Origin of the sequence: Priestia sp. YIM B13491, from assembly GCF_042787605.1 — a bacterium.
GTDB classification, from domain to species: domain Bacteria; phylum Bacillota; class Bacilli; order Bacillales; family Bacillaceae_H; genus Priestia; species Priestia megaterium_E.
On the sequence record NZ_JBHZOR010000001.1, the window covers coordinates 1,031,921 to 1,049,009 of the forward strand.

The 17,089-nt window shown below is 37.7% G+C and carries 26 protein-coding genes and 1 riboswitch; of the genes, 18 read left to right on the forward strand and 8 right to left on the reverse strand.

The window, feature by feature from the left end; all coding sequences use genetic code 11:
• The first annotated feature begins 26 nt into the window (after window positions 1–26).
• Together ACFX4E_RS05275 and ACFX4E_RS05280 are read left to right on the forward strand one after the other, a co-directional pair.
• Window positions 27–197 (forward strand): hypothetical protein, encoded by a 171-nt coding sequence (locus tag ACFX4E_RS05275; RefSeq protein WP_162871439.1) that lies wholly within the window; start codon window positions 27–29, stop codon window positions 195–197.
• Window positions 198–259: 62 nt separating this feature from the next.
• On the forward strand, window positions 260–418 hold the full coding sequence (locus ACFX4E_RS05280; RefSeq protein WP_162213596.1) for a hypothetical protein: 159 nt from the start codon (window positions 260–262) through the stop codon (window positions 416–418).
• An 18-nt stretch (window positions 419–436) separates the two neighbouring features.
• On the opposite strand, the gene ACFX4E_RS05285 is transcribed toward ACFX4E_RS05280, so the two are convergent.
• Complete coding sequence (locus ACFX4E_RS05285) at window positions 437–631, reverse strand: hypothetical protein (RefSeq protein WP_181869417.1); 195 nt, start codon at window positions 629–631, stop codon at window positions 437–439.
• Between the two features lie 223 nt (window positions 632–854).
• Here ACFX4E_RS05285 and ACFX4E_RS05290 point away from each other — a divergent pair, with 223 nt between their 5' ends.
• The 4 genes from ACFX4E_RS05290 (at window position 855) to ACFX4E_RS05305 (ending at window position 2,595) form a co-directional block, all read left to right on the forward strand.
• Window positions 855–1,376 (forward strand): hypothetical protein, encoded by a 522-nt coding sequence (locus ACFX4E_RS05290; protein ID WP_377237821.1) that lies wholly within the window; start codon window positions 855–857, stop codon window positions 1,374–1,376.
• Between the two features lie 64 nt (window positions 1,377–1,440).
• Window positions 1,441–1,959: a GNAT family N-acetyltransferase gene (locus ACFX4E_RS05295; RefSeq protein ID WP_377237820.1), complete on the forward strand. Its 519-nt coding sequence runs from the start codon at window positions 1,441–1,443 to the stop codon at window positions 1,957–1,959.
• Window positions 1,960–1,961: 2 nt separating this feature from the next.
• Entirely contained in the window at window positions 1,962–2,444 is a 483-nt protein-coding gene (locus tag ACFX4E_RS05300; RefSeq protein ID WP_377237819.1) for a DinB family protein, read from the forward strand.
• Entirely contained in the window at window positions 2,428–2,595 is a 168-nt protein-coding gene (locus ACFX4E_RS05305; RefSeq protein ID WP_169305186.1) for a hypothetical protein, read from the forward strand. The genes ACFX4E_RS05300 and ACFX4E_RS05305 overlap by 17 nt, the downstream gene beginning before the upstream one ends.
• Before the next feature lie 11 nt (window positions 2,596–2,606).
• Here the strand turns inward: ACFX4E_RS05305 and ACFX4E_RS05310 are convergent, their stop codons facing one another.
• Complete coding sequence (locus ACFX4E_RS05310) at window positions 2,607–3,248, reverse strand: pyridoxamine 5'-phosphate oxidase family protein (protein WP_377237818.1); 642 nt, start codon at window positions 3,246–3,248, stop codon at window positions 2,607–2,609.
• Window positions 3,249–3,371: 123 nt separating this feature from the next.
• The gene (locus ACFX4E_RS05315; protein WP_028409779.1) at window positions 3,372–3,617 is read right to left on the reverse strand and encodes a hypothetical protein; all 246 of its coding nucleotides are present in this window, start codon (window positions 3,615–3,617) and stop codon (window positions 3,372–3,374) included.
• 307 nt (window positions 3,618–3,924) lie between these two features.
• Between ACFX4E_RS05315 and ACFX4E_RS05320 the strand changes: the two genes are divergently transcribed.
• From ACFX4E_RS05320 to ACFX4E_RS05335, 4 genes are all read left to right on the forward strand, one after another.
• The gene (locus ACFX4E_RS05320; protein WP_028409780.1) at window positions 3,925–4,935 is read left to right on the forward strand and encodes an aldo/keto reductase; all 1,011 of its coding nucleotides are present in this window, start codon (window positions 3,925–3,927) and stop codon (window positions 4,933–4,935) included.
• A 197-nt stretch (window positions 4,936–5,132) separates the two neighbouring features.
• Window positions 5,133–5,236, forward strand: a riboswitch (purine riboswitch).
• A 155-nt stretch (window positions 5,237–5,391) separates the two neighbouring features.
• Window positions 5,392–6,270, forward strand: coding sequence for a 5'-methylthioadenosine/S-adenosylhomocysteine nucleosidase (locus ACFX4E_RS05325; RefSeq protein ID WP_377237817.1), 879 nt, complete (start codon window positions 5,392–5,394; stop codon window positions 6,268–6,270).
• 346 nt (window positions 6,271–6,616) lie between these two features.
• Entirely contained in the window at window positions 6,617–7,039 is a 423-nt protein-coding gene (locus tag ACFX4E_RS05330) for a phosphate-starvation-inducible protein PsiE (RefSeq protein WP_377237816.1), read from the forward strand.
• Between the two features lie 2 nt (window positions 7,040–7,041).
• A complete protein-coding gene (locus ACFX4E_RS05335; RefSeq protein ID WP_377237815.1) occupies window positions 7,042–7,395 on the forward strand; it encodes a Na-translocating system protein MpsC family protein in 354 nt (117 codons plus the stop codon).
• A 149-nt stretch (window positions 7,396–7,544) separates the two neighbouring features.
• Here the strand turns inward: ACFX4E_RS05335 and ACFX4E_RS05340 are convergent, their stop codons facing one another.
• Entirely contained in the window at window positions 7,545–8,279 is a 735-nt protein-coding gene (locus tag ACFX4E_RS05340; RefSeq protein WP_377237814.1) for a class I SAM-dependent DNA methyltransferase, read from the reverse strand.
• Window positions 8,280–8,474: 195 nt separating this feature from the next.
• Here ACFX4E_RS05340 and ACFX4E_RS05345 point away from each other — a divergent pair, with 195 nt between their 5' ends.
• The 5 genes from ACFX4E_RS05345 (at window position 8,475) to ACFX4E_RS05365 (ending at window position 11,533) form a co-directional block, all read left to right on the forward strand.
• Window positions 8,475–8,912, forward strand: coding sequence for a MarR family winged helix-turn-helix transcriptional regulator (locus ACFX4E_RS05345; protein WP_377237813.1), 438 nt, complete (start codon window positions 8,475–8,477; stop codon window positions 8,910–8,912).
• A gap of 49 nt (window positions 8,913–8,961) precedes the next feature.
• Window positions 8,962–9,609, forward strand: coding sequence for an SDR family NAD(P)-dependent oxidoreductase (locus tag ACFX4E_RS05350; protein WP_377237812.1), 648 nt, complete (start codon window positions 8,962–8,964; stop codon window positions 9,607–9,609).
• A 48-nt stretch (window positions 9,610–9,657) separates the two neighbouring features.
• Window positions 9,658–10,185, forward strand: coding sequence for an NAD(P)H-dependent oxidoreductase (locus ACFX4E_RS05355; RefSeq protein WP_377237811.1), 528 nt, complete (start codon window positions 9,658–9,660; stop codon window positions 10,183–10,185).
• Between the two features lie 255 nt (window positions 10,186–10,440).
• Entirely contained in the window at window positions 10,441–11,151 is a 711-nt protein-coding gene (locus ACFX4E_RS05360; RefSeq protein ID WP_377237810.1) for an SDR family NAD(P)-dependent oxidoreductase, read from the forward strand.
• Window positions 11,152–11,170: 19 nt separating this feature from the next.
• Entirely contained in the window at window positions 11,171–11,533 is a 363-nt protein-coding gene (locus tag ACFX4E_RS05365) for a MerR family transcriptional regulator (RefSeq protein ID WP_377237809.1), read from the forward strand.
• A 210-nt stretch (window positions 11,534–11,743) separates the two neighbouring features.
• Here the strand turns inward: ACFX4E_RS05365 and ACFX4E_RS05370 are convergent, their stop codons facing one another.
• The 4 genes from ACFX4E_RS05370 to ACFX4E_RS05385 all read right to left on the reverse strand — a co-directional run bounded on the left by ACFX4E_RS05370 (window position 11,744) and on the right by ACFX4E_RS05385 (window position 13,928).
• Window positions 11,744–12,418 carry a transition state regulator Abh gene (locus ACFX4E_RS05370; protein ID WP_377237808.1) on the reverse strand — a complete coding sequence of 225 codons (675 nt, stop codon included), beginning with the start codon at window positions 12,416–12,418 and terminating at the stop codon, window positions 11,744–11,746.
• 468 nt (window positions 12,419–12,886) lie between these two features.
• Entirely contained in the window at window positions 12,887–13,042 is a 156-nt protein-coding gene (locus tag ACFX4E_RS05375; RefSeq protein WP_169305187.1) for a hypothetical protein, read from the reverse strand.
• 144 nt (window positions 13,043–13,186) lie between these two features.
• On the reverse strand, window positions 13,187–13,387 hold the full coding sequence (locus tag ACFX4E_RS05380; RefSeq protein WP_141425866.1) for a hypothetical protein: 201 nt from the start codon (window positions 13,385–13,387) through the stop codon (window positions 13,187–13,189).
• 22 nt (window positions 13,388–13,409) lie between these two features.
• Entirely contained in the window at window positions 13,410–13,928 is a 519-nt protein-coding gene (locus ACFX4E_RS05385; RefSeq protein ID WP_028409787.1) for a ferritin, read from the reverse strand.
• A gap of 281 nt (window positions 13,929–14,209) precedes the next feature.
• On the opposite strand from ACFX4E_RS05385, the gene pgaC reads away from it, so the two are divergent.
• Genes pgaC through icaB form a run of 3 tightly spaced genes read left to right on the forward strand, consistent with a single transcriptional unit; the run spans window position 14,210 to window position 16,748 of the window.
• Window positions 14,210–15,466, forward strand: a complete 1,257-nt coding sequence (pgaC, locus tag ACFX4E_RS05390) for a poly-beta-1,6-N-acetyl-D-glucosamine synthase (RefSeq protein WP_098249058.1) — start codon at window positions 14,210–14,212, stop codon at window positions 15,464–15,466.
• Window positions 15,424–15,885: a poly-beta-1,6-N-acetyl-D-glucosamine biosynthesis protein PgaD gene (gene pgaD, locus ACFX4E_RS05395; protein ID WP_098526172.1), complete on the forward strand. Its 462-nt coding sequence runs from the start codon at window positions 15,424–15,426 to the stop codon at window positions 15,883–15,885. Before pgaC ends, pgaD begins: the two co-directional genes overlap by 43 nt.
• Window positions 15,882–16,748 carry an intercellular adhesin biosynthesis polysaccharide N-deacetylase gene (gene icaB, locus ACFX4E_RS05400; RefSeq protein WP_098791998.1) on the forward strand — a complete coding sequence of 289 codons (867 nt, stop codon included), beginning with the start codon at window positions 15,882–15,884 and terminating at the stop codon, window positions 16,746–16,748. The genes pgaD and icaB overlap by 4 nt, the downstream gene beginning before the upstream one ends.
• The last annotated feature ends 341 nt before the right edge of the window (window positions 16,749–17,089 follow it).

Here is a 17,089-nt window from a genome sequence, read left to right on the forward strand (position 1 = left end):
AAAGGTTAAGTAAAGGGGATAGAGTAATGAAAAAAGTAAAATGGATTAGTTTTATCCTGCTGCTGATTTCAAGCGGAGTGTTTTTTATCAATCATCAGTACGCCATTTTACTAGCGGCTTGGACTGTGTACGGAATGGCTTTATCAATCCTGGTTTATTTCTTTTCATACGATATGAGTGATTCAAACAAAGAGTAAAAAGCGTATACGCGTTTCTTATTGTCTTCAACATAAAAGCAGAAAATGAAAGGGTGGAAGAAATGGGAGAACTTTTTTGGATGATTTTGTTCGGAGCGTGTATTTGGGTGCCGCTAATTTGGAATAAAATTGCGATTGGCAAGCGCATCGCACACGAAGAAAAGAAAGCAGGACGTGATTTAACAGGGGAAATCAATCCGTTTACCGGAGGAAGAATGTAAATAGAGATTAAGACATATCTAAATTAATCCCATTGAAAGACGAACAAATAGGATAAATGAGCTCATATGAATTGCTTGTGACACCGCTGTTGATTTCCGTGCAAGGCTTCGCTTTCCGCGGGCGGCCGGTGAGCCTCCTCGTCGCTTACGCTTCTGCGGGGTCTCACCTGTTCCGCTTTTCCCGCAGGAGTCTTCGCCTTGCCCTCCAATCAACCGATAGAAGCAGCTACCTACATAAAACTTACATTCAGCCTATCCATAAAAAATCCAAACGAATATAATTTTCTACCAAGAATCTCAATGCATCGTTCAAATTTCCCTACCACTAAAATACGTTTGTCTCAGCCTCTTCATTAGTAAAGAAAACAATAGTTTAATTTTGTTATTAATAGTATAATTAACCATATTTATTTTAAATAGAAAGGTTGATGAAAAAGTGTCAACATTCTTTTTGGTCGGCATGATACTTGTGCTGGCGATGATTATTTTTTCGCGTACGCTGTGGGTGCCCGGCGGAATGGTAGAACGTCTTAGCAAGAAAAAGTGGTTTCAAAACCATTGGCTGAGCGGAGGCTATTTGTTTGGCATTAATGCTTTATATTTTGGTACTACAATATTTTTACTCTATCTTCTTATGTTTACAGATATCCCTTATCTACATATTGTTCTTATGTTTTTAGCGACGATTGTAAGTATTTTCACGTGGAGCGCCTTTAGTGCCGCATGGACAGGGTCATTTAAAAACCGTCTTAAAATGGCTTTAACGGGAAGCAGCTTTTATTTAATATTGGCATTGATTATGGTGATCCAGTGGGTAAATGTTAAGCCTCTGTATCCCAATGAAGATACGTTTATGCGAGCTTTAGGGTGGATGCTTGGCTTTTTCGTTTCAGCCGTCGCTTTTAGTGTATGTTTTATCTTCACGGCGTTTCTTGGAAAACGTTCAGCACGTGTGTAAGGATATCATCCGTTTTTTCGCGTTTTTTTCTAGTTAACTACTATTCACGAAAGCAGGGGTAAACGTGATTCGAGAAATTTCAGCTTCCGATGCAGTCGCTTTTTTAGCGTTAAATAAAGAGCTTGATCGAGAAACAGCATATATGCTGTACGAGGAAAATGAGCGTGCGACTACGCTTGAACAGCAGAAAAAAATGATTACAACTTTTTTAAAGATACCAAACTCGACCATTTTAGTAGCGGAACAAGACGGACAGCTCGTCGGACATCTATCTGTGATTGGCGGAAGCGTTAACCGAAAAAAACACAGCGCATACTTAGCTGTTGGCGTGCTTCAATCTTACGGAAACCGAGGTATCGGCACTTCGTTGTTTAAAGAAATGGAGAGATGGGCAGCACAGAGCGGCATTAAACGAGTGGAGCTAACGGTGATGACCCACAATGAACCGGCCATTTCGCTGTATAAAAAGATGGGTTTTGAAATAGAAGGGAAAAAAGTATGTTCGCTCGTTGTAGATGAAAAATCAGTCGATGAATATTATATGGGGAAAGTTTTTGAAAAAACGTGCTTAAAGGAGAAATGAACATGGAAACGACGATTGCTCAGTTAGATGAATGGGTGATAAAGCTCCCTAAAAAGCTTGAAGTATTCTCTGAAGTAGCGGCGTCAAACCGTCCTGCTCCTAAGAAGTGGTCACCGAAAGAAATTGTGGGGCACTTATGTGACTCAGCCATTCACAATTTACAGCGCTTTATCAACGTACAGCATGAAAAAACACCTTTGGCTCTGACGCCTTACAAACAAGATGAATGGGTAGAACTGCAGCACTATCAAGATACGTCGATGGAAGAAATAGTTGCCCTATGGCGCAGTTTAAATAAGCAAATTGCTTCCGTTCTTTCGCATATACCAACAGAAAAGCATATGTATCAATTCGAATTAGAAGATGGAAAATTCGTTTCGCCCCAGTGGTTGGCTAAAGATTATATTGCTCATTTAGAGCATCATATTAAGCAAATCGACGCTCAACTGCCGCTAGGAGGCAAAGAGGATGAAAAAAGAACATAAAAAAGAAAAATCTCAGGTGAAAGTCGATTTTAGAACAGGCCGCGCCTATGGTGATCATGAATACATAGGAAGTTCAAAAAAAGGTGTGCTTCTTGCTTTATTACCAGTTCTAATCATTGCCGGAGGTATACTGTTTCTGATGGTAAAATGACAAAAGCCGCATTATAGCGGCTTTTTTTCATAGAGGTGCTGAGTTTTGCTTTCTTCGGGATTGTTGCGGCTTTCTAGGGTGGAAAAGCCTGCGTGTTCTGCGACAATTTTAGCTGCGGAAGGAAGCGTTTCGACTCTTTCCCAAGATTCTGGATCCCACAGCTTTGATCGCTTGAATGCTTTGCTGCAGTGGAGAAAGCATTCTTGTACTTCAACGCCGATAGCGAGCAGCGGAGTTTTATTGTGAACCGCCATTGTTTCAAGCAGCGCTTTTTCTTTTACAATGCAAGCTTTGCCGTTAATCCGCAGCGTTTCTTCTATGCCTGGAATCAAAAAAAGCAGCCCTATTTGAGGATTAGATAAAATATTTTCCAATGAATCTACTTTTTGATTGCCGCGCCTCTCTGGAATCAATAGCCTTTTCTCATCGACGACTTGTACAAAACCAGGGTGATCCCCCCGCGGAGAACTGTCGCAAATTCCTTTATAATCAGCTGTAGCGATGATAACAAAAGGGGAATGTTTAATAAATTCTCGGCAGTGTCGATCTAAATAAGAAATTATTTTTTGATGCGCCAATTTGTTAGGCGCGCCGACTATACGGCGAAGCTCTTCCTTCGTTTTTACTTGTTCTTTAAAGTGACTGTTTTTCATTCCTATTTCACTCCTACTTTTTGCGTATACTGAAAATACCATTTTTACATGTGAAATACTATGTTTTTATATTTAAAAAACAGAAAAATCAGTATATTAAAAAGAAGTAGAAGCGTTGTAACGCTAATTTCGGTCTTTTTTTAAGTTTTTGATTGCGTTATCAAATATGTCATTAACCGTTTTCATATGTTCACTGACAAGATGGTCGGAGTCTTTTTCTCTCTGGCGCATGTCTTTTAACAAATCATCCATATCATCTAGCAAACTTTGAAAATACTCATCTTTTTGTTCTTCTTTCATTGTGGAATCGTCCATTTCATCAAGCTTATCGAGCTTATCTTCAATTTTTTTGAAGTATTCATCTCTCAAGAATCTCACCTCATTTATAAAGTAGCTTTCTGCTTATTGTATGCACAATGTTTGTTTGCATGAGTAAGAAGTAGAAAGTACATAAATAAAAGAAGAGTCTGAAAAGTTCATTTACTCCTTAGTAGGTTACTTTTTAGTTCCCATATTACTTTGAAGTGCGTACTTTTTTTTATTGTGTATATGCTTCATAATAAATTTTGTCAGGGGATAATAATAACATTTAATGAATAGATGAGTCATTGAGTTTACCTTCATACTGATCAATTTCTAAAATGGAGTTGTAAAAATTTCAGGAGGTTTTATGAATATGAGAGAAATACTGCAGGGAAAACTAGGGTTTGGAACAGCACCACTGGGCAATATGTATCGTAATATTCCAGAAGAAGAGGCCATCGCAACGGTCGATGCTGCTTGGGAAAGCGGAATTCGCTACTTTGACGCAGCCCCTCTTTACGGAGCTGGTTTAGCCGAGATGCGCCTTGGTGAAGCCCTGTCAAAAAGAAATCGCGATGAGTATGTGCTAAGTACGAAAGTAGGTCGCGTTATTTCAGATGAACTAGAAGACACATCTTCACGTGATATGGGAGAAAAAGGCGGACTTTTTGAATTTGGCCGTAAAAATAAAATTATTAATGACTATAGCGCGGATGCAACTCTTCGTTCGATCGAGCAAAGCTTAAACCGTTTAAAAACAGATCGCTTGGACTTTGTGTATATTCATGATGTTGCGCAAGATTTTTATGGAGATGAGTGGGTAGGACAATTTGAGTCTGCTCGAACGGGCGCATTTCGTGTGCTTACACGTTTGCGTGAAGAAGGAGTTATTAAAGGATGGGGACTTGGAGTAAACCGAGTAGAGCCAATTGAAATCATGCTGGAGCTGGAAGAAGCAAAGCCGGATGTCTCGTTGCTAGCTGGCCGTTACACGTTATTAGATCATGAACGTGCGCTGCAGCGAGTAATGCCCGAAGCCGTAAAGCATAATATGGACATTGTGGTCGGCGGACCATATAGCTCAGGCGTTCTTGCTGGAGGTACGCACTTTGAATATCAAAAAGCATCTTCAGACATTATGGCAAAAGTAGAAAAAATCAAAGCTATTGCAGATCGTCATCAGATCAGCATTAAGGCTGCTGCTGTCCAATTTTCACTGGCTAATCCAGCGGTTGCTGCTGTTATTCCAGGCGCTAGTCGTCCAGAGCGTATTGCCGAAGACAAAGCGGCCTTAAACACCGCAATTCCAGCAGCCTTCTGGGAAGAAATGCGTGAACAGAAGCTTGTAGCTCCTCATGCACCGCTGCCAATTAACGTGAAGTGAAAGTAGAACGATAAATATAGGCTTTTAGTAAGCATAAAAAGTGTCTCGAAGTTTCGGTTTTGAAACACTTTTTTTGTATGGAGATAAAAATTAACAAAAGATTCAGTAGGTTTCAATCGTAAAAACGAACGTTTGAACAATTTTTCGATTAAAATATTCGTCTATGTATTGAATAACCATTTTGTATTTGATACATTTAGAAAGTGAAAAATATTACTCGCATATGCTTGGAAATATGGTCTGAGTGTCTCTACCTGGTTCCCATTCAAAGAACTGGACTACGAGTTAAAGTGTAAAAAAGTTCGGTTTATCAATACATAAATGTTATTCCGTGCTTAACTCCTTATACTTTGACTCTAAAAAGCTTAGAAAATCAAAAGTGTTCTAGATTTTTTCTTTTGTCCAATCATCGAGTGTATGAAATAACAAAACGAAATGGAGTGAAAGTAACAATCTATGAAAAACAGGGTGTTAAAATCAGGAATTTTATTGGGTATTAGTATGATTTTATTACTATCTATACTTGCCGGGTGTAATTCAGCTTCAAAAAAAGAAGCCGGAGATAAACAGAGGCAGAAGCCTATTATTGTGCAAGGACCGATGCCGATAGAAGCGCAGAAATTCGCTAAAAAATTAGAAAATGTAAAAGAAGAAAAGTCAGGGAATTTTGTTTTTTACAAAGGAACTGTCGATAATTATCCGGTCATTGTGGTTAAAACGGGAAAAGGAATGGAAAACACGGCAGCTGCTACAGCAATAGCTATAGAGAAATACCATCCTAGAGCGATTATTAATCAAGGAACATCAGGCGGACATGATGAAAACCTGAACGTATTTGATATTGTATTAGGGAAGAGAACAACGAACATAGGCTCCTTAAAAACAGGCGATAAAAAAGAAGGCGAAGGAATGGATCCTGCTGCGTGGAAGCCCATGGATTTGATGGCTTCTGAAGGAAGCGCTGGTGAAGATCCTGATGCTGAAAAAGCTCGTTATTATGAAGGAGATAAAACATTACTTGCAGCTGCAAATGCAGTAAAAGATACATATAAAAAAGGTAAAGTGGTTGAAGGAACGATAGGATCAGCGGACACGTGGAATAACGAAGTGGATCGAATTAAGTGGTTCCATACTAGGTACGGGACGTCTGTAGAAGAAATGGAAGGCGCGGCGGCAGCACAAATTGCAGGAAGCTATGACGTTCCATTCTTAGGTATCAGAGTGTTATCTAACAACAAAGTAAACAATGGAAAATATAATCCAAATACAGCAGCCGCTTGCCAAGACTACGTTTATGAAGTAATTAAACGCTATATCAGCGTAAATGCCAAGTAAATCTTTATTTGAAGTTTTGATATGTTGCGTTATAATTAAGTGAAAAGAAGCTTATTGATAGGAATTCATTACATTTGTTTTTTTATCTTTGGTGACTTGACTATATGTAGATATATGGCGGGCTGGATAACAAGTATTGAAAAATGCTGAGTCGTTAACCCATCATAAAGAAATTTGTACAACTATGCACAAATTTCTTTATGATGGGTTTTTTTGTGGGGGAGTGGAGATATTGGAGACAACTAAAAAAGCAGCAGGCTCTAAAACAGGCTAATAGCTTTTGAACGTTTTACTAACATGAAGAGAATCAATGTAAGGAAGTTAGATAAAAGGAAGGGATACCAAAGTGTTTAAACTATTTTTATGTAAAAGAAGGCAGTATCTAATTACGACATATCAATTTATTTTAAATGTCTCGCTGATTGTCCTTGGATTTATACTCGTTTATTTTTTATTGAGAGAGCTTTTTTACATCATGAATGATGCCTTAACAGGAAATAATAACGTTCATAAAATCCTTGGAAAAGTACTGGTTTTCTTTTTATACTTTGCTTTTGTTTCGATGATTATGACTTACTTTAAGGAAAGCTGTCATTTCCCATTAAGTTATCTTTTATATATTGGAATTACTGCCACAATACGATTTATTATTGTGAATAACAATTATCAAATCGGAAGTTTATTTTTATCTTTAGGAATTATCGCTTTAACGATTAGTTACTTAATGTTAACGAAAAAAAGATTAGAAGATAATGAAAGGAGAATTTGAACATGAGTAGAAATAGGGAGCATGAATTTAGTAACTTGGTGCGCGAAATCCGTAAAGAGCAGGTTGGAAACGGACCGAGGGAAATCACTACTCGTTTTATAGATACGTGGGCTGTTAGCGAAATGAAAGGCAATCTTACGAATGTAGAAAAGTTTATGATAACTTCTTCTGAAGGCAAAAGGATGGTTCATGAGGCACGCACGGAACTAGTGAAAAAAATTTATGATTGTTCAGAGATGAGAGATAAGTTTGAAAAACTTGTTCATGCAAAAATTATAAGAGTTTTTTCAGACATTAACATTGAAGAAGATGTCGCGATGACTACTTTTGTTTTTGATAAAAAGTTAGACGATTAACTAAAATAGTTTTTTGAAAGAAAGAGGGATTTAGTAACGTCAAACAACAGAGACATAGCGGATGTTGCTGTTGTGAAGAGTAAGTGTAAAAGAGTGTCAAAGCCTTTGTTTCCTTAACAAAGGCTTTGATGCTTTTTTCATCTAGGCGCTTATCTGTTCTTGACGCCGCTCATCAGCAAAAACAAAGGAATGCGCATTCGACGTTCGTAGGTTTTAGCGCTGTCGAAGTGTTCTTTTTGAGGGCATGCTTCCTTTAAATGTGTGACGGTAAAGCCGCTTTTCTGCATTAAAGAAAAGTATTCTTCAAGCGTGCGATGGTATTTTTGAACGTATCCGCCCATCCAGTGCTGCTGACGGAATCCCATTGAGAAGTAGTTATCTACCGTCCAGTTTGTGCGCAGAGCGGAAGGCTGTAAAGTGGAAGTAATGACTGGATGTTCTACAGAAAAAATAAATCTTCCTTCAGGTTTGAGTGCTTGATTCACTTTAGTGAAAATGGAGGCTAAGTCTTCTATATAGTGGAGAGACAGTCTTGCAGTAATCAAATCGTATTCGGTGCGTGGTGGAGTATAATGCTCCATCGATTCATGGAGCACTCTTGCATTTGGATAGTTTAAAAGCTGTTGCTGAGCCGCGTTTATCATATTGATCGAGCCGTCTACTCCTGTATAAGAGAAACAGCCTTTTGCAAGAAGCTCAGCGCCAAATCGGGCGTTTCCGCAGCCTAAGTCTAAAACGTCTGCATCTGTAACATCACCTAGAAGCTGTAAAATGGCCGGTTTTTCAATCGTATCATTGGCGTTTTCTTTCTGCTGCCGGCGTTTTGTATAGGCCAAAAACGTCTCGTCATTATCGTAAAATTCAGCTCCTGTTGAGATCTTCACCTAAATCAGCCTCCCTTTATGCAAAGTACCTCATTATACACATGTATTCAAATTATTTACAAGTATTTTGATGAATATAGAAATAATGTTTTATTTCGGTATATACACACATGAATGAGAACTTTGGCTCTTTAGTTGACTTTAACATTATTTCGTGCTAATTTGTATATGCAAATGAAGAAAAGGAATGATTACATGAATAATGAAGAAGAACAAGTATTAATACATTGTCTTTACTTTACAGCTAGCCGGTTTGCTCGTAACATTGCAAAATTAGCTGAAAAAACATTTGATTTTGGTGACGTTGCTCCTTCATACCTCTATATGATTATGATTGTAAAGTTTCATCCAGAAATCACACAGAAAGAATTATGTCAGAAGTTATCTATTGCGCCTTCCACAAGTACGAGGTTTATTGATAAACTTGAAAAATTAAAACTAGTCACTAAAAAAATGGATGGGAAGCAGACGCTGATTTCTTTAACGGATGAAGGAGAAGAAGTTTATCACCAGTTTCGGGTTTCTTTAAAAGAATTGTTTACCAGTTATTCCAAAGTGTTAGGACACGAATTCAGTAAAGATTTAAGTAAAATGCTTCATGAAGCGAGCAATAAGTTAGAGAAAGATTTGTAATTTTTTTACTTTTTCATTTGCATATACAAATGTGTCAGGAGGCTTAGTTATGCCAGAAAAGATATTACTAATTATTGGTGCTGGTCCAGGGATTAGCTTAAATACAGCAAGGAAATTTGGGAAAGAAGGCTTTAAAGTGGCACTGATTTCCCGCAGCATAGAGTCATTACAGAAATATGAAAATGAACTTAAAAATGATGGAATCGTAGCAAAAGGATTTCCAGGGGATGTCTCTTCAGTGAAATCTTTGAAAACAGCCATCGATAAGGTAATTAACACTTATGGAAAAATTGATGTGCTTTTATACAATGCTGCTTCAGGAAGACCAGGCAAACCAACAACATTGAACGCTGATCAATTAGTGGAAGATTTTAAAATCAGTGTAGCTGGAGCTCTTACTAGTGTTAAAGAAGTGATTCCCTATATGCAAAATGGAACCATTTTATTAACAGGGGGCGGATTAGCTCTTTACCCATATGCTGACTATTCTTCACTAGCCATTGGAAAAGCAGGTATTCGTAATTTAGCATATAGCTTGAATCAAGAACTTAGCCCAAAAGGAATTTATGTTGGAACGTTAACTATCAAAGGTTTTGTTGAAGAAGGAACTTATTTCTCATCTGAAAACATTGCTGAAACCTTCTATCATATGTATAAAAACCGAGAAGATGTAGAAGTTACTTTTGAAGAAAAGTAAAAATTTTTAATAAAACATTTGTATATACAAATATAAAGGAGCTTAATTATGAAAAAAACTTTAGTTATTGTTGCACATCCCAAATTAACCACTTCAGCCATTAACAAAACATGGAAAGATCGACTAATTCAAGAAAACGATATTACTGTTCATGATTTATATGCTAAATATCCAAACGGTAATATTGATGTTGCCTATGAACAACAGTTGCTTCTTGAACACGAACGAATTGTTTTTCAATTCCCATTCTACTGGTATAGCAGTCCTTCTTTGTTAAAAGAGTGGCAGGATGTTGTTCTTACTTACGGTTGGGCATATGGGTCAGAAGGAACGAAACTGCGTGGAAAAGAGTTTATGTTAGCCATTTCCACAGGCGGACCTGAAGAAGCATACCAAGCTGGTGGATACAATCTTTTCAGCATGAGCGAATTAACCAAACCATTCCAAGCAACATCTAACTTGACCGGTATGCGGTTCTTGCCTACTTTTACAAAGCAGGGAGTACGTTTCTTAACGGACGAACAAGTTCGCGAAAGTGCTGAGGAGTTGGTGCGTCACCTGCAACTTAACTATTAGGAGAATAGAATCCTTGTTGAAGAATATTTTACAACTCACCAACAACGGGTCGTCTTAAAATGGAGAAAACAATATCAAAAACATCAGCAGTTTTGATTGCTGAAATTGCTACTATAAGATCGATATTAAAACATAAGTATAAAGGTTTTTTGCGTTTACCCTAAAAACTTTTTAAAAAAACTTGACCTCAACTTAGGTTGAGGTTGTATCTTTTTATTAATATCTAATTAAAATAAACATTGGAGGAAATAAAAGATGACAAAATTCGCTTTTGTAACAGGTGCTAATAAAGGTATTGGGTATGAAATTGTCCGTCAATTAGCAGAAAAAAATTATCATGTATTTTTGGGTGCTCGTAATACAGAATTAGGACAGAAAGCTGTACAATCTTTAGGATTTTCGAATATCTCGTTTGTTCAAGTCGATATTTCGGACACACAATCCATTCAAAACTCAAAAAATAAGATCCTTGAAGTTACAGACCACTTAGATTTGTTAATAAACAACGCAGGGGTTGCCCTAGATTTTAATATTTTACCTACTGAATTAAAGGTAGAAACGCTGCGTGAAGAATTTGATGTTAACTTCTTTGGAACATTTCAAATGATCCAAACCTTTTTACCCCTACTAAAAAAATCTCAGGGCGGAAAAATAGTAAACGTCACAACCGATATGGCTTCGCAAACCATGTTTGATAATGGTGAAGTCCATCCACTAAATATACTGGGCTATAATTCATCAAAAACCGCCGTGAATTCGTTAACACTAGCCTTTGGTAAAGAATTTGGTACAAGCGGTCCTGAAATTTTAGGTGTGACACCTGGTTTTACGTCTACTGACCTTAATGGAAATGCTCCAGGGGGCAAAACAACTGCGGAAGGTGCGCAAATCATTGTCAACTACGCTTTAACTGAAAAAAATTATAATGGTAAAATTCTTGATAAAAATGGGGTTATTCCATGGTAAACAGGATAAGTGAAAAACGATGAACTATACTATTGGAAAAATTGCAAAAATGAATCACTTATCCATTTCTCAATTACGTTACTATGATAATCAAGGACTTTTCCCTTTTCTCAAAAGAACTGAAAAAGGGAATCGAGTTTTTGACGAGGATGCACTTAAATTTCTGGATATTATATTATGTTTAAAAAATACCGGAATGCCAATCAGAGACATTAAACAATTTGTTGATTGGTCAATGAATGGGAATGATACCATCTCTCAACGACTAGAAATGATGAAACAACAAGAAATTAAAGTTATAAAACAAATTCGTGATACCGAAGAAAACCTTAAAAAAATACAAGGGAAAATTTCAAGGCTCGAAGGTGAAATGCAAAACTAATTGAAAAAGACCAACGTGAACCCGTTTGGTCTTTTTTGCTAATAACCAGTAAAGATCTCTTTTTACACAACTTATATTAGAAGGTAAAAAGGAGTTTGAAAATTTCTTTCTAAGAGACCTTCAACAATCTGGCCTTTATCTGGAATAACATAACTAATATCTTTAAATATCTTTAAACAAATACAAGGTTTCTTCTTATTGTGGCTACTATCATAAAGTGTATTTTTCATCTTCTACTATTTCTAAAATGAGCTGCTTATTACTCTTCTTTATTTTCAACATCGTACCTGAGTGGATAGAGAAATCATCTCGCAGCTTTTTAGGAATAGTAAGTCGAAAACGGTCATCAATTTTTCGAGATTGAGCCGTAAATGTTAAAGTCGTTTTCTTACCAAAATTCATTTCATATTTTTGAATTACAATGTTATTTTCTTTGCTAATAAAAAATTGAACCTCCATGTTTGCATCCAATTCGACGGACGTTAAAAGTTCAGAAGTGAGCTGAATCTGCCGGCCGGTTAATGTTGCATAATAAAGAGGAGCCACCGCAGGTTTTTGTGAAAGCGCTATCGATTTTTCGTCTCTTTTTTTCATAACAATTTGCTGTTCTACCATGTATAGTTCTACATAATCAAAGGGCTTAAGTTCATAGTCGTCTCGCAGGGATCTTGGAATGACTATTCTACCCATATGGTCAATTGTTCGAATGAAGATATGAGAAGGAACCGGGACATTTTCATCATGATGATCGATAATAATCCAATCATCACAGCTCCGCAAAAAAACTTTGTCGTTTGTCTCGAGTTTTGTTAGTTGCATAAACAAAGAAGGAAGGGATACTCTTCCCATTTCGTCAATTATACACTCTTCTTTTTTTGTACGCATCTTGCTACTTAATCCTTTCTAAAAACATTTTAGATGGGGTATGTTACTTAAATTACACAGCATTTATTTCTTTGTCAAATGAAGCAAATGAGTATTTATTCATCCTACAGATTGAGAAATACAGGAAGTTTGACCTCATTCAGTAGATGCACAGCTGTCCCATGTAAAAGGTCATCATCTGAAGAAAACAGTTAATCTGTTAATTAGAAAAGCATAGAATAAAAGCGTTTTTCTTTCTTTTGATTTTATTGTCAGAAACAAAGGTTTAAAAAGGAGCTTCCTTCCTTTTCTAAAGAGTAGGTTTTTTATTAACAAAATGCAGCCGGATTTACGCTGAATGATGAATAGATTTATGCATATTAAGTCGAGAAAAAAATTTCAAGCGGAGCTTTTTTTACTTGTTTTGAAGAGCAGTTATAGTCGAAGGATAAAGAAAAAAGCTCAAAGCAATGAGCTTTGAACCAATTTTTATCGTTTTTCAACCAGCAGTAAGCTGAAGGTAGCCAGCGGTCCTAAAGCAAGAGATAATAAGAACCAGTTCAGACCCGTTCGATTTTTACCTTGCGCTAATCCGGCATTAATTAAAGCCAGCGTTCCCCATCCTACAACGTATTGATTATCCATATGACACCCCGCTAATAATTGTTTCTTTATTTGATTAACAAAACCTATATTAGCATAAATATCCATATTTTTGATTGGAATTCCTGAATTAGGGTGGAGAAACGGTGAATTTCTTCAAGAAGCAAGGTTCTTATTCTCCTTAACTTAGTGAAGGTAGTAGTGAATAAGAGAAGGGTGCACGTAGTAGACGTGAACATATTGAGGTCGATGATAGTGAAGCTGATGCATATATTGATTCATAAGCCTTTGAATGGCGTTATACACATTAGGCGGATAGCCATAATAGCCGTGGTGAATACCAACTCGAAACAAGGAAACGGGCGTCGTGTTATTGGTTCTGCACATTGTTCTACACTCTTCTGCGCTTTTAACCTTGCGCAGCTGCTCCACCCGCTGGTGCAGCTTTTCGCTGTCCTAGTTCTTGATCGAGTATAAAAATAGCTGCAGGGTTATTTTGAGCGATTTTTAGACGGTCTACAATCGTTTGAGCTTGAGCTTCTTCGTCGACTTGTTCTCGTAAAAAGTCCTGCACGATGACTAACGTTTGAGGGTCATTCGCTTGGCTTATAAATTGAAACGCTTGACGATAAGAGTTCGTGACGAACTTCTCATGCTCCAATACTTTTTGAAACGTTTCTAACGGTGTCCCAAACTCACTTGGCTGAGCAGGCAAAGAGCTTAATTCTACCGTTCCGCCGCGGTCAACTAAGTAGTCAATAAGTTTTAGCATATGAGTGCGTTCTTCTTCAGACTGCAGACGCAGCCAGCTGCCCATTCCTTTATAGTTTAATCGGTTCATGTAGTTAGACATAGCTAGGTATAAAGTCGAAGAGACGTGTTCAAGTTGAATTAAGTTATTGAGCAGCTTTTGAATTTGTTCGTTCATATTTGTTATTCCTCCTTAGGGAAAGGGTTTCTGTCGTATACTACCTGCAACCATCACGCTTTTAATCTACAAAGATACTATATGTCACTTCTTTAAGTAGGTAACTTGCCCATCCTTTATTGGTGCTTCTTGCTTACATATAAGGGTTGTATAATATAGGAATAAAAGTAGTTTAAAAGTATCTTTTTTTAGATGGTTAAAATTACTATGTTCTATTTAACCAATTTAGTGATAAAATTGTCACTCTGTGCAATTTTAATTGGTGTGAAGGAGTCAGAAAAATGAATATGCAACACGTATTAATACCTGGATTTGAAAAGCTTGCGAGCTTTGTTTTCTGGTATCCATTTATTATGTCTTTATTTTGGATTGCAGGCACGCTTATTTACATACGCTATCGCGACCGAGATCCTAAAGTTGATTTTTCAACAATTGACTGGCCGTTAGTGAGCTTTTTAGTGCCTTGCTATAACGAAGAAGAGACGATTGAAGAAACGCTTAAGCACCTTTTGGCGTTAGATTATCCGTCTAAAGAAATCATCCTTATTAACGATGGCAGTACGGATGGAACAGCTGCTATTTTAAAGGAAATCAGCAGAAATCACCCTGAAGTTCGTGTGATTCAGCTTTATGAAAATAAAGGAAAAGCCAACGCGTTACATTTAGGTGCGCACGCATCTAAAGCTGAGTTTTTAATCTGCTTAGATTCCGACGCTATTTTAGATCAAGACGCTCCATATTATCTAATCCATCATTTTCTTCATAAAGGGGAACGGCTGGGAGCCGTTACCGGAAATCCGCGCATTCGAAACCGTAATACGCTGCTGAGTCGCATTCAGCTAGTTGAGTATTCTTCTATTATCGGTTCTATTAAACGAACACAGCGAATTTTAGGAAAAGTAATGACGGTCTCAGGCGTAGTAGTAGCTTTTCGAAAGAAAGCACTTGTGGACGTCGGACTGTGGGATCGTGACATGATTACGGAAGATATCGCCGTGAGCTGGAAGCTGCAGCAGCGCTTTTGGGATATCCGCTATGAACCGCGCGCATTGTGCTGGATGCTTGTGCCCGAAACCTTAAAAGGAATTTGGAAGCAACGAGTACGCTGGGCTCAAGGCGGACAAGAGGTAATGCTTCGCCACTGGAAAGTGTTATTAAAATGGAAGCAGCGCAGAATTTGGATTGTATACCTAGAGCAGTGGATCAGTACCCTTTGGTCATTTGCATGGCTATTTGTGACTATCATGCTGCTTGTTACGGCGAGCAGCCCTCAAGACATGCTGTTTTGGTTTACGTTTACTTCATTTTCCCTTGTATTTATGAGCTTAATTCAGCTGTTTATTGCGCTGAAAATTGATTCAAAATACGACAACGTGAAGCGGTATTACGTATGGGCTGCATGGTACCCAGCTCTTTACTGGATTGTGAATACGATTGTGGTAGTGGGCGCATTTCCTCGTGCTATCAGATCTAGAGTGAAAGGAGGCTATGCTACATGGAGCAGTCCAGACCGCGGCTTAACGAAGAGCAAATCATGATTCAAGCCAAACAGCCTCTTGCCCGATTAGTGATAAGCATCATTATTTCATCTGTTTTTTGGCTGTATTGTGCCATTGTTCTTTGGTTTTTCCTTTCAGCTGTTATCGGCGTAAATGACCGTTACAGCGGGGTATTAAAAATTGCGTTCAAAACGACGAACGGCGAAATTCGAACATTTTTAGTAATTGGACTCGCTATTTTTTGCTTCTTTTTCCTGGCTCTGTTTTTATGGAGATCCTACAACAAAAAGAGATTTGGAAGCTTAAACCGACGAAAAGAGCCGGCGTATACGAGTATTAAAGATTTAGAGCGTCTTGAGCTTTTATCCAAGGATCAAATTCAAGAGCTTCAGCGTGCACAGTACATCGAGTTTGATGTTAATCCGTTAAAACATACTGAAGAGAGGAAGCACGCATGAAGAAATATGTATTCTTTCTTTTGATTGCGGCATCGGTAGTTGGTTTTGTTTTCTTTAAAGTAGTGAACTGGGAAGACAAGGCGAAAGCAACAACGACCGTGGAGCCAGCGCTTGAGACGAACGGATGCTTAGGCTTAAATTATCATCGCGTGCGCAAGCATAATTGGTTTAACCGAATTGTCAGCTCAGTTACAAAGTCTGACGAGCTAACAGAGTACAGCGTCTACAGCAATGATTTTGAACATCAGTTAAAAAAGCTGAAGGAAATTGACGCTACGTTTGTTACGCCAAAAGATATTGAAACGTATCAGCAAAAAGGTACGTTTCCAAAACGCTGCGTATGGATTTCATTTGATGATATCGACCGTACTGTTTATCAAAACGCGTTTCCAATTTTGAAAAAGGAAAACATTCCGTTTACGCTATATGTAATCGCAGGACAAGTGGGAGCAGAGGACTTTCAAAATTTAAACATGGCTTCGTGGAGTCAGCTAAAAGAAATGAAAGACAGCGGCCTTGCGACAGTCGGTTCGCATACATATGATATGCACCGTTTAGAAGAAGACAAGCCTTTATTTCTGACGCCTGCTAAATACAGCGCGTTTGCTGAAGATTTACGAAAAAGCAAAGAAACGATTAAGCAACATTTAGGAGTAGACCCTGTTTACTTTGCGTATCCATACGGCAATACAAATGATGACGTAGCTAAAATTGTGAAAAATGCCGGTTTTCACCAAGCAGCTATCCTAGCGCCGCACCTTATTACAAAAGATAACGATCCGTATTATCTTAATCGAATTGTTGTATACAATAAAACCTTTCAAGACCTTATTCTTCCGTGGCTGAACCGTACAAGCTCGTAAGAAGAAAGTGAAAAAAGCCTCTGTTTAAAGCAGGGGCTTTTTTCTTTTTACCATCAAAATGTATGTCAATTACGTGAAGAAAGTACACTTTCATTTCTATAAAAATCATTTTAATGGTACCATAGAAAAGTTGTGATAACAGATATGGATAAACGAAACTATCTATCAATCCTTTTACAAACTGCGTGTAAGAAGTTTGTAAAGGTGTAAAGAGGAAAAGCGGCAATTGTACGCTTACTATTTTACGAATGTAAGGCAATCGGACAAACTAATTCGCTGTCCATTGCTAATTAAATTGTATTCATTATTCACGATTCCTCTCTATCATTTCGTCATGGGTT

Coding starts and splice junctions, on each gene's coding strand:
- ACFX4E_RS05380 (WP_141425866.1), bottom strand. CDS start 13,387: ATGTGCAGAACCAATAACACGACGCCCGTTTCCTTGTTTCGAGTTGGT.
- ACFX4E_RS05350 (WP_377237812.1), top strand. CDS start 8,962: ATGCCAGAAAAGATATTACTAATTATTGGTGCTGGTCCAGGGATTAGC.
- ACFX4E_RS05325 (WP_377237817.1), top strand. CDS start 5,392: ATGAAAAACAGGGTGTTAAAATCAGGAATTTTATTGGGTATTAGTATG.
- ACFX4E_RS05345 (WP_377237813.1), top strand. CDS start 8,475: ATGAATAATGAAGAAGAACAAGTATTAATACATTGTCTTTACTTTACA.
- ACFX4E_RS05280 (WP_162213596.1), top strand. CDS start 260: ATGGGAGAACTTTTTTGGATGATTTTGTTCGGAGCGTGTATTTGGGTG.
- ACFX4E_RS05275 (WP_162871439.1), top strand. CDS start 27: ATGAAAAAAGTAAAATGGATTAGTTTTATCCTGCTGCTGATTTCAAGC.
- ACFX4E_RS05370 (WP_377237808.1), bottom strand. CDS start 12,418: ATGCGTACAAAAAAAGAAGAGTGTATAATTGACGAAATGGGAAGAGTA.
- ACFX4E_RS05320 (WP_028409780.1), top strand. CDS start 3,925: ATGAGAGAAATACTGCAGGGAAAACTAGGGTTTGGAACAGCACCACTG.
- ACFX4E_RS05385 (WP_028409787.1), bottom strand. CDS start 13,928: ATGAACGAACAAATTCAAAAGCTGCTCAATAACTTAATTCAACTTGAA.
- ACFX4E_RS05300 (WP_377237819.1), top strand. CDS start 1,962: ATGGAAACGACGATTGCTCAGTTAGATGAATGGGTGATAAAGCTCCCT.
- ACFX4E_RS05375 (WP_169305187.1), bottom strand. CDS start 13,042: ATGGATAATCAATACGTTGTAGGATGGGGAACGCTGGCTTTAATTAAT.
- pgaC (WP_098249058.1), top strand. CDS start 14,210: ATGAATATGCAACACGTATTAATACCTGGATTTGAAAAGCTTGCGAGC.
- ACFX4E_RS05310 (WP_377237818.1), bottom strand. CDS start 3,248: ATGAAAAACAGTCACTTTAAAGAACAAGTAAAAACGAAGGAAGAGCTT.
- ACFX4E_RS05355 (WP_377237811.1), top strand. CDS start 9,658: ATGAAAAAAACTTTAGTTATTGTTGCACATCCCAAATTAACCACTTCA.
- pgaD (WP_098526172.1), top strand. CDS start 15,424: ATGGAGCAGTCCAGACCGCGGCTTAACGAAGAGCAAATCATGATTCAA.
- ACFX4E_RS05335 (WP_377237815.1), top strand. CDS start 7,042: ATGAGTAGAAATAGGGAGCATGAATTTAGTAACTTGGTGCGCGAAATC.
- icaB (WP_098791998.1), top strand. CDS start 15,882: ATGAAGAAATATGTATTCTTTCTTTTGATTGCGGCATCGGTAGTTGGT.
- ACFX4E_RS05360 (WP_377237810.1), top strand. CDS start 10,441: ATGACAAAATTCGCTTTTGTAACAGGTGCTAATAAAGGTATTGGGTAT.
- ACFX4E_RS05305 (WP_169305186.1), top strand. CDS start 2,428: ATGAAAAAAGAACATAAAAAAGAAAAATCTCAGGTGAAAGTCGATTTT.
- ACFX4E_RS05365 (WP_377237809.1), top strand. CDS start 11,171: ATGAACTATACTATTGGAAAAATTGCAAAAATGAATCACTTATCCATT.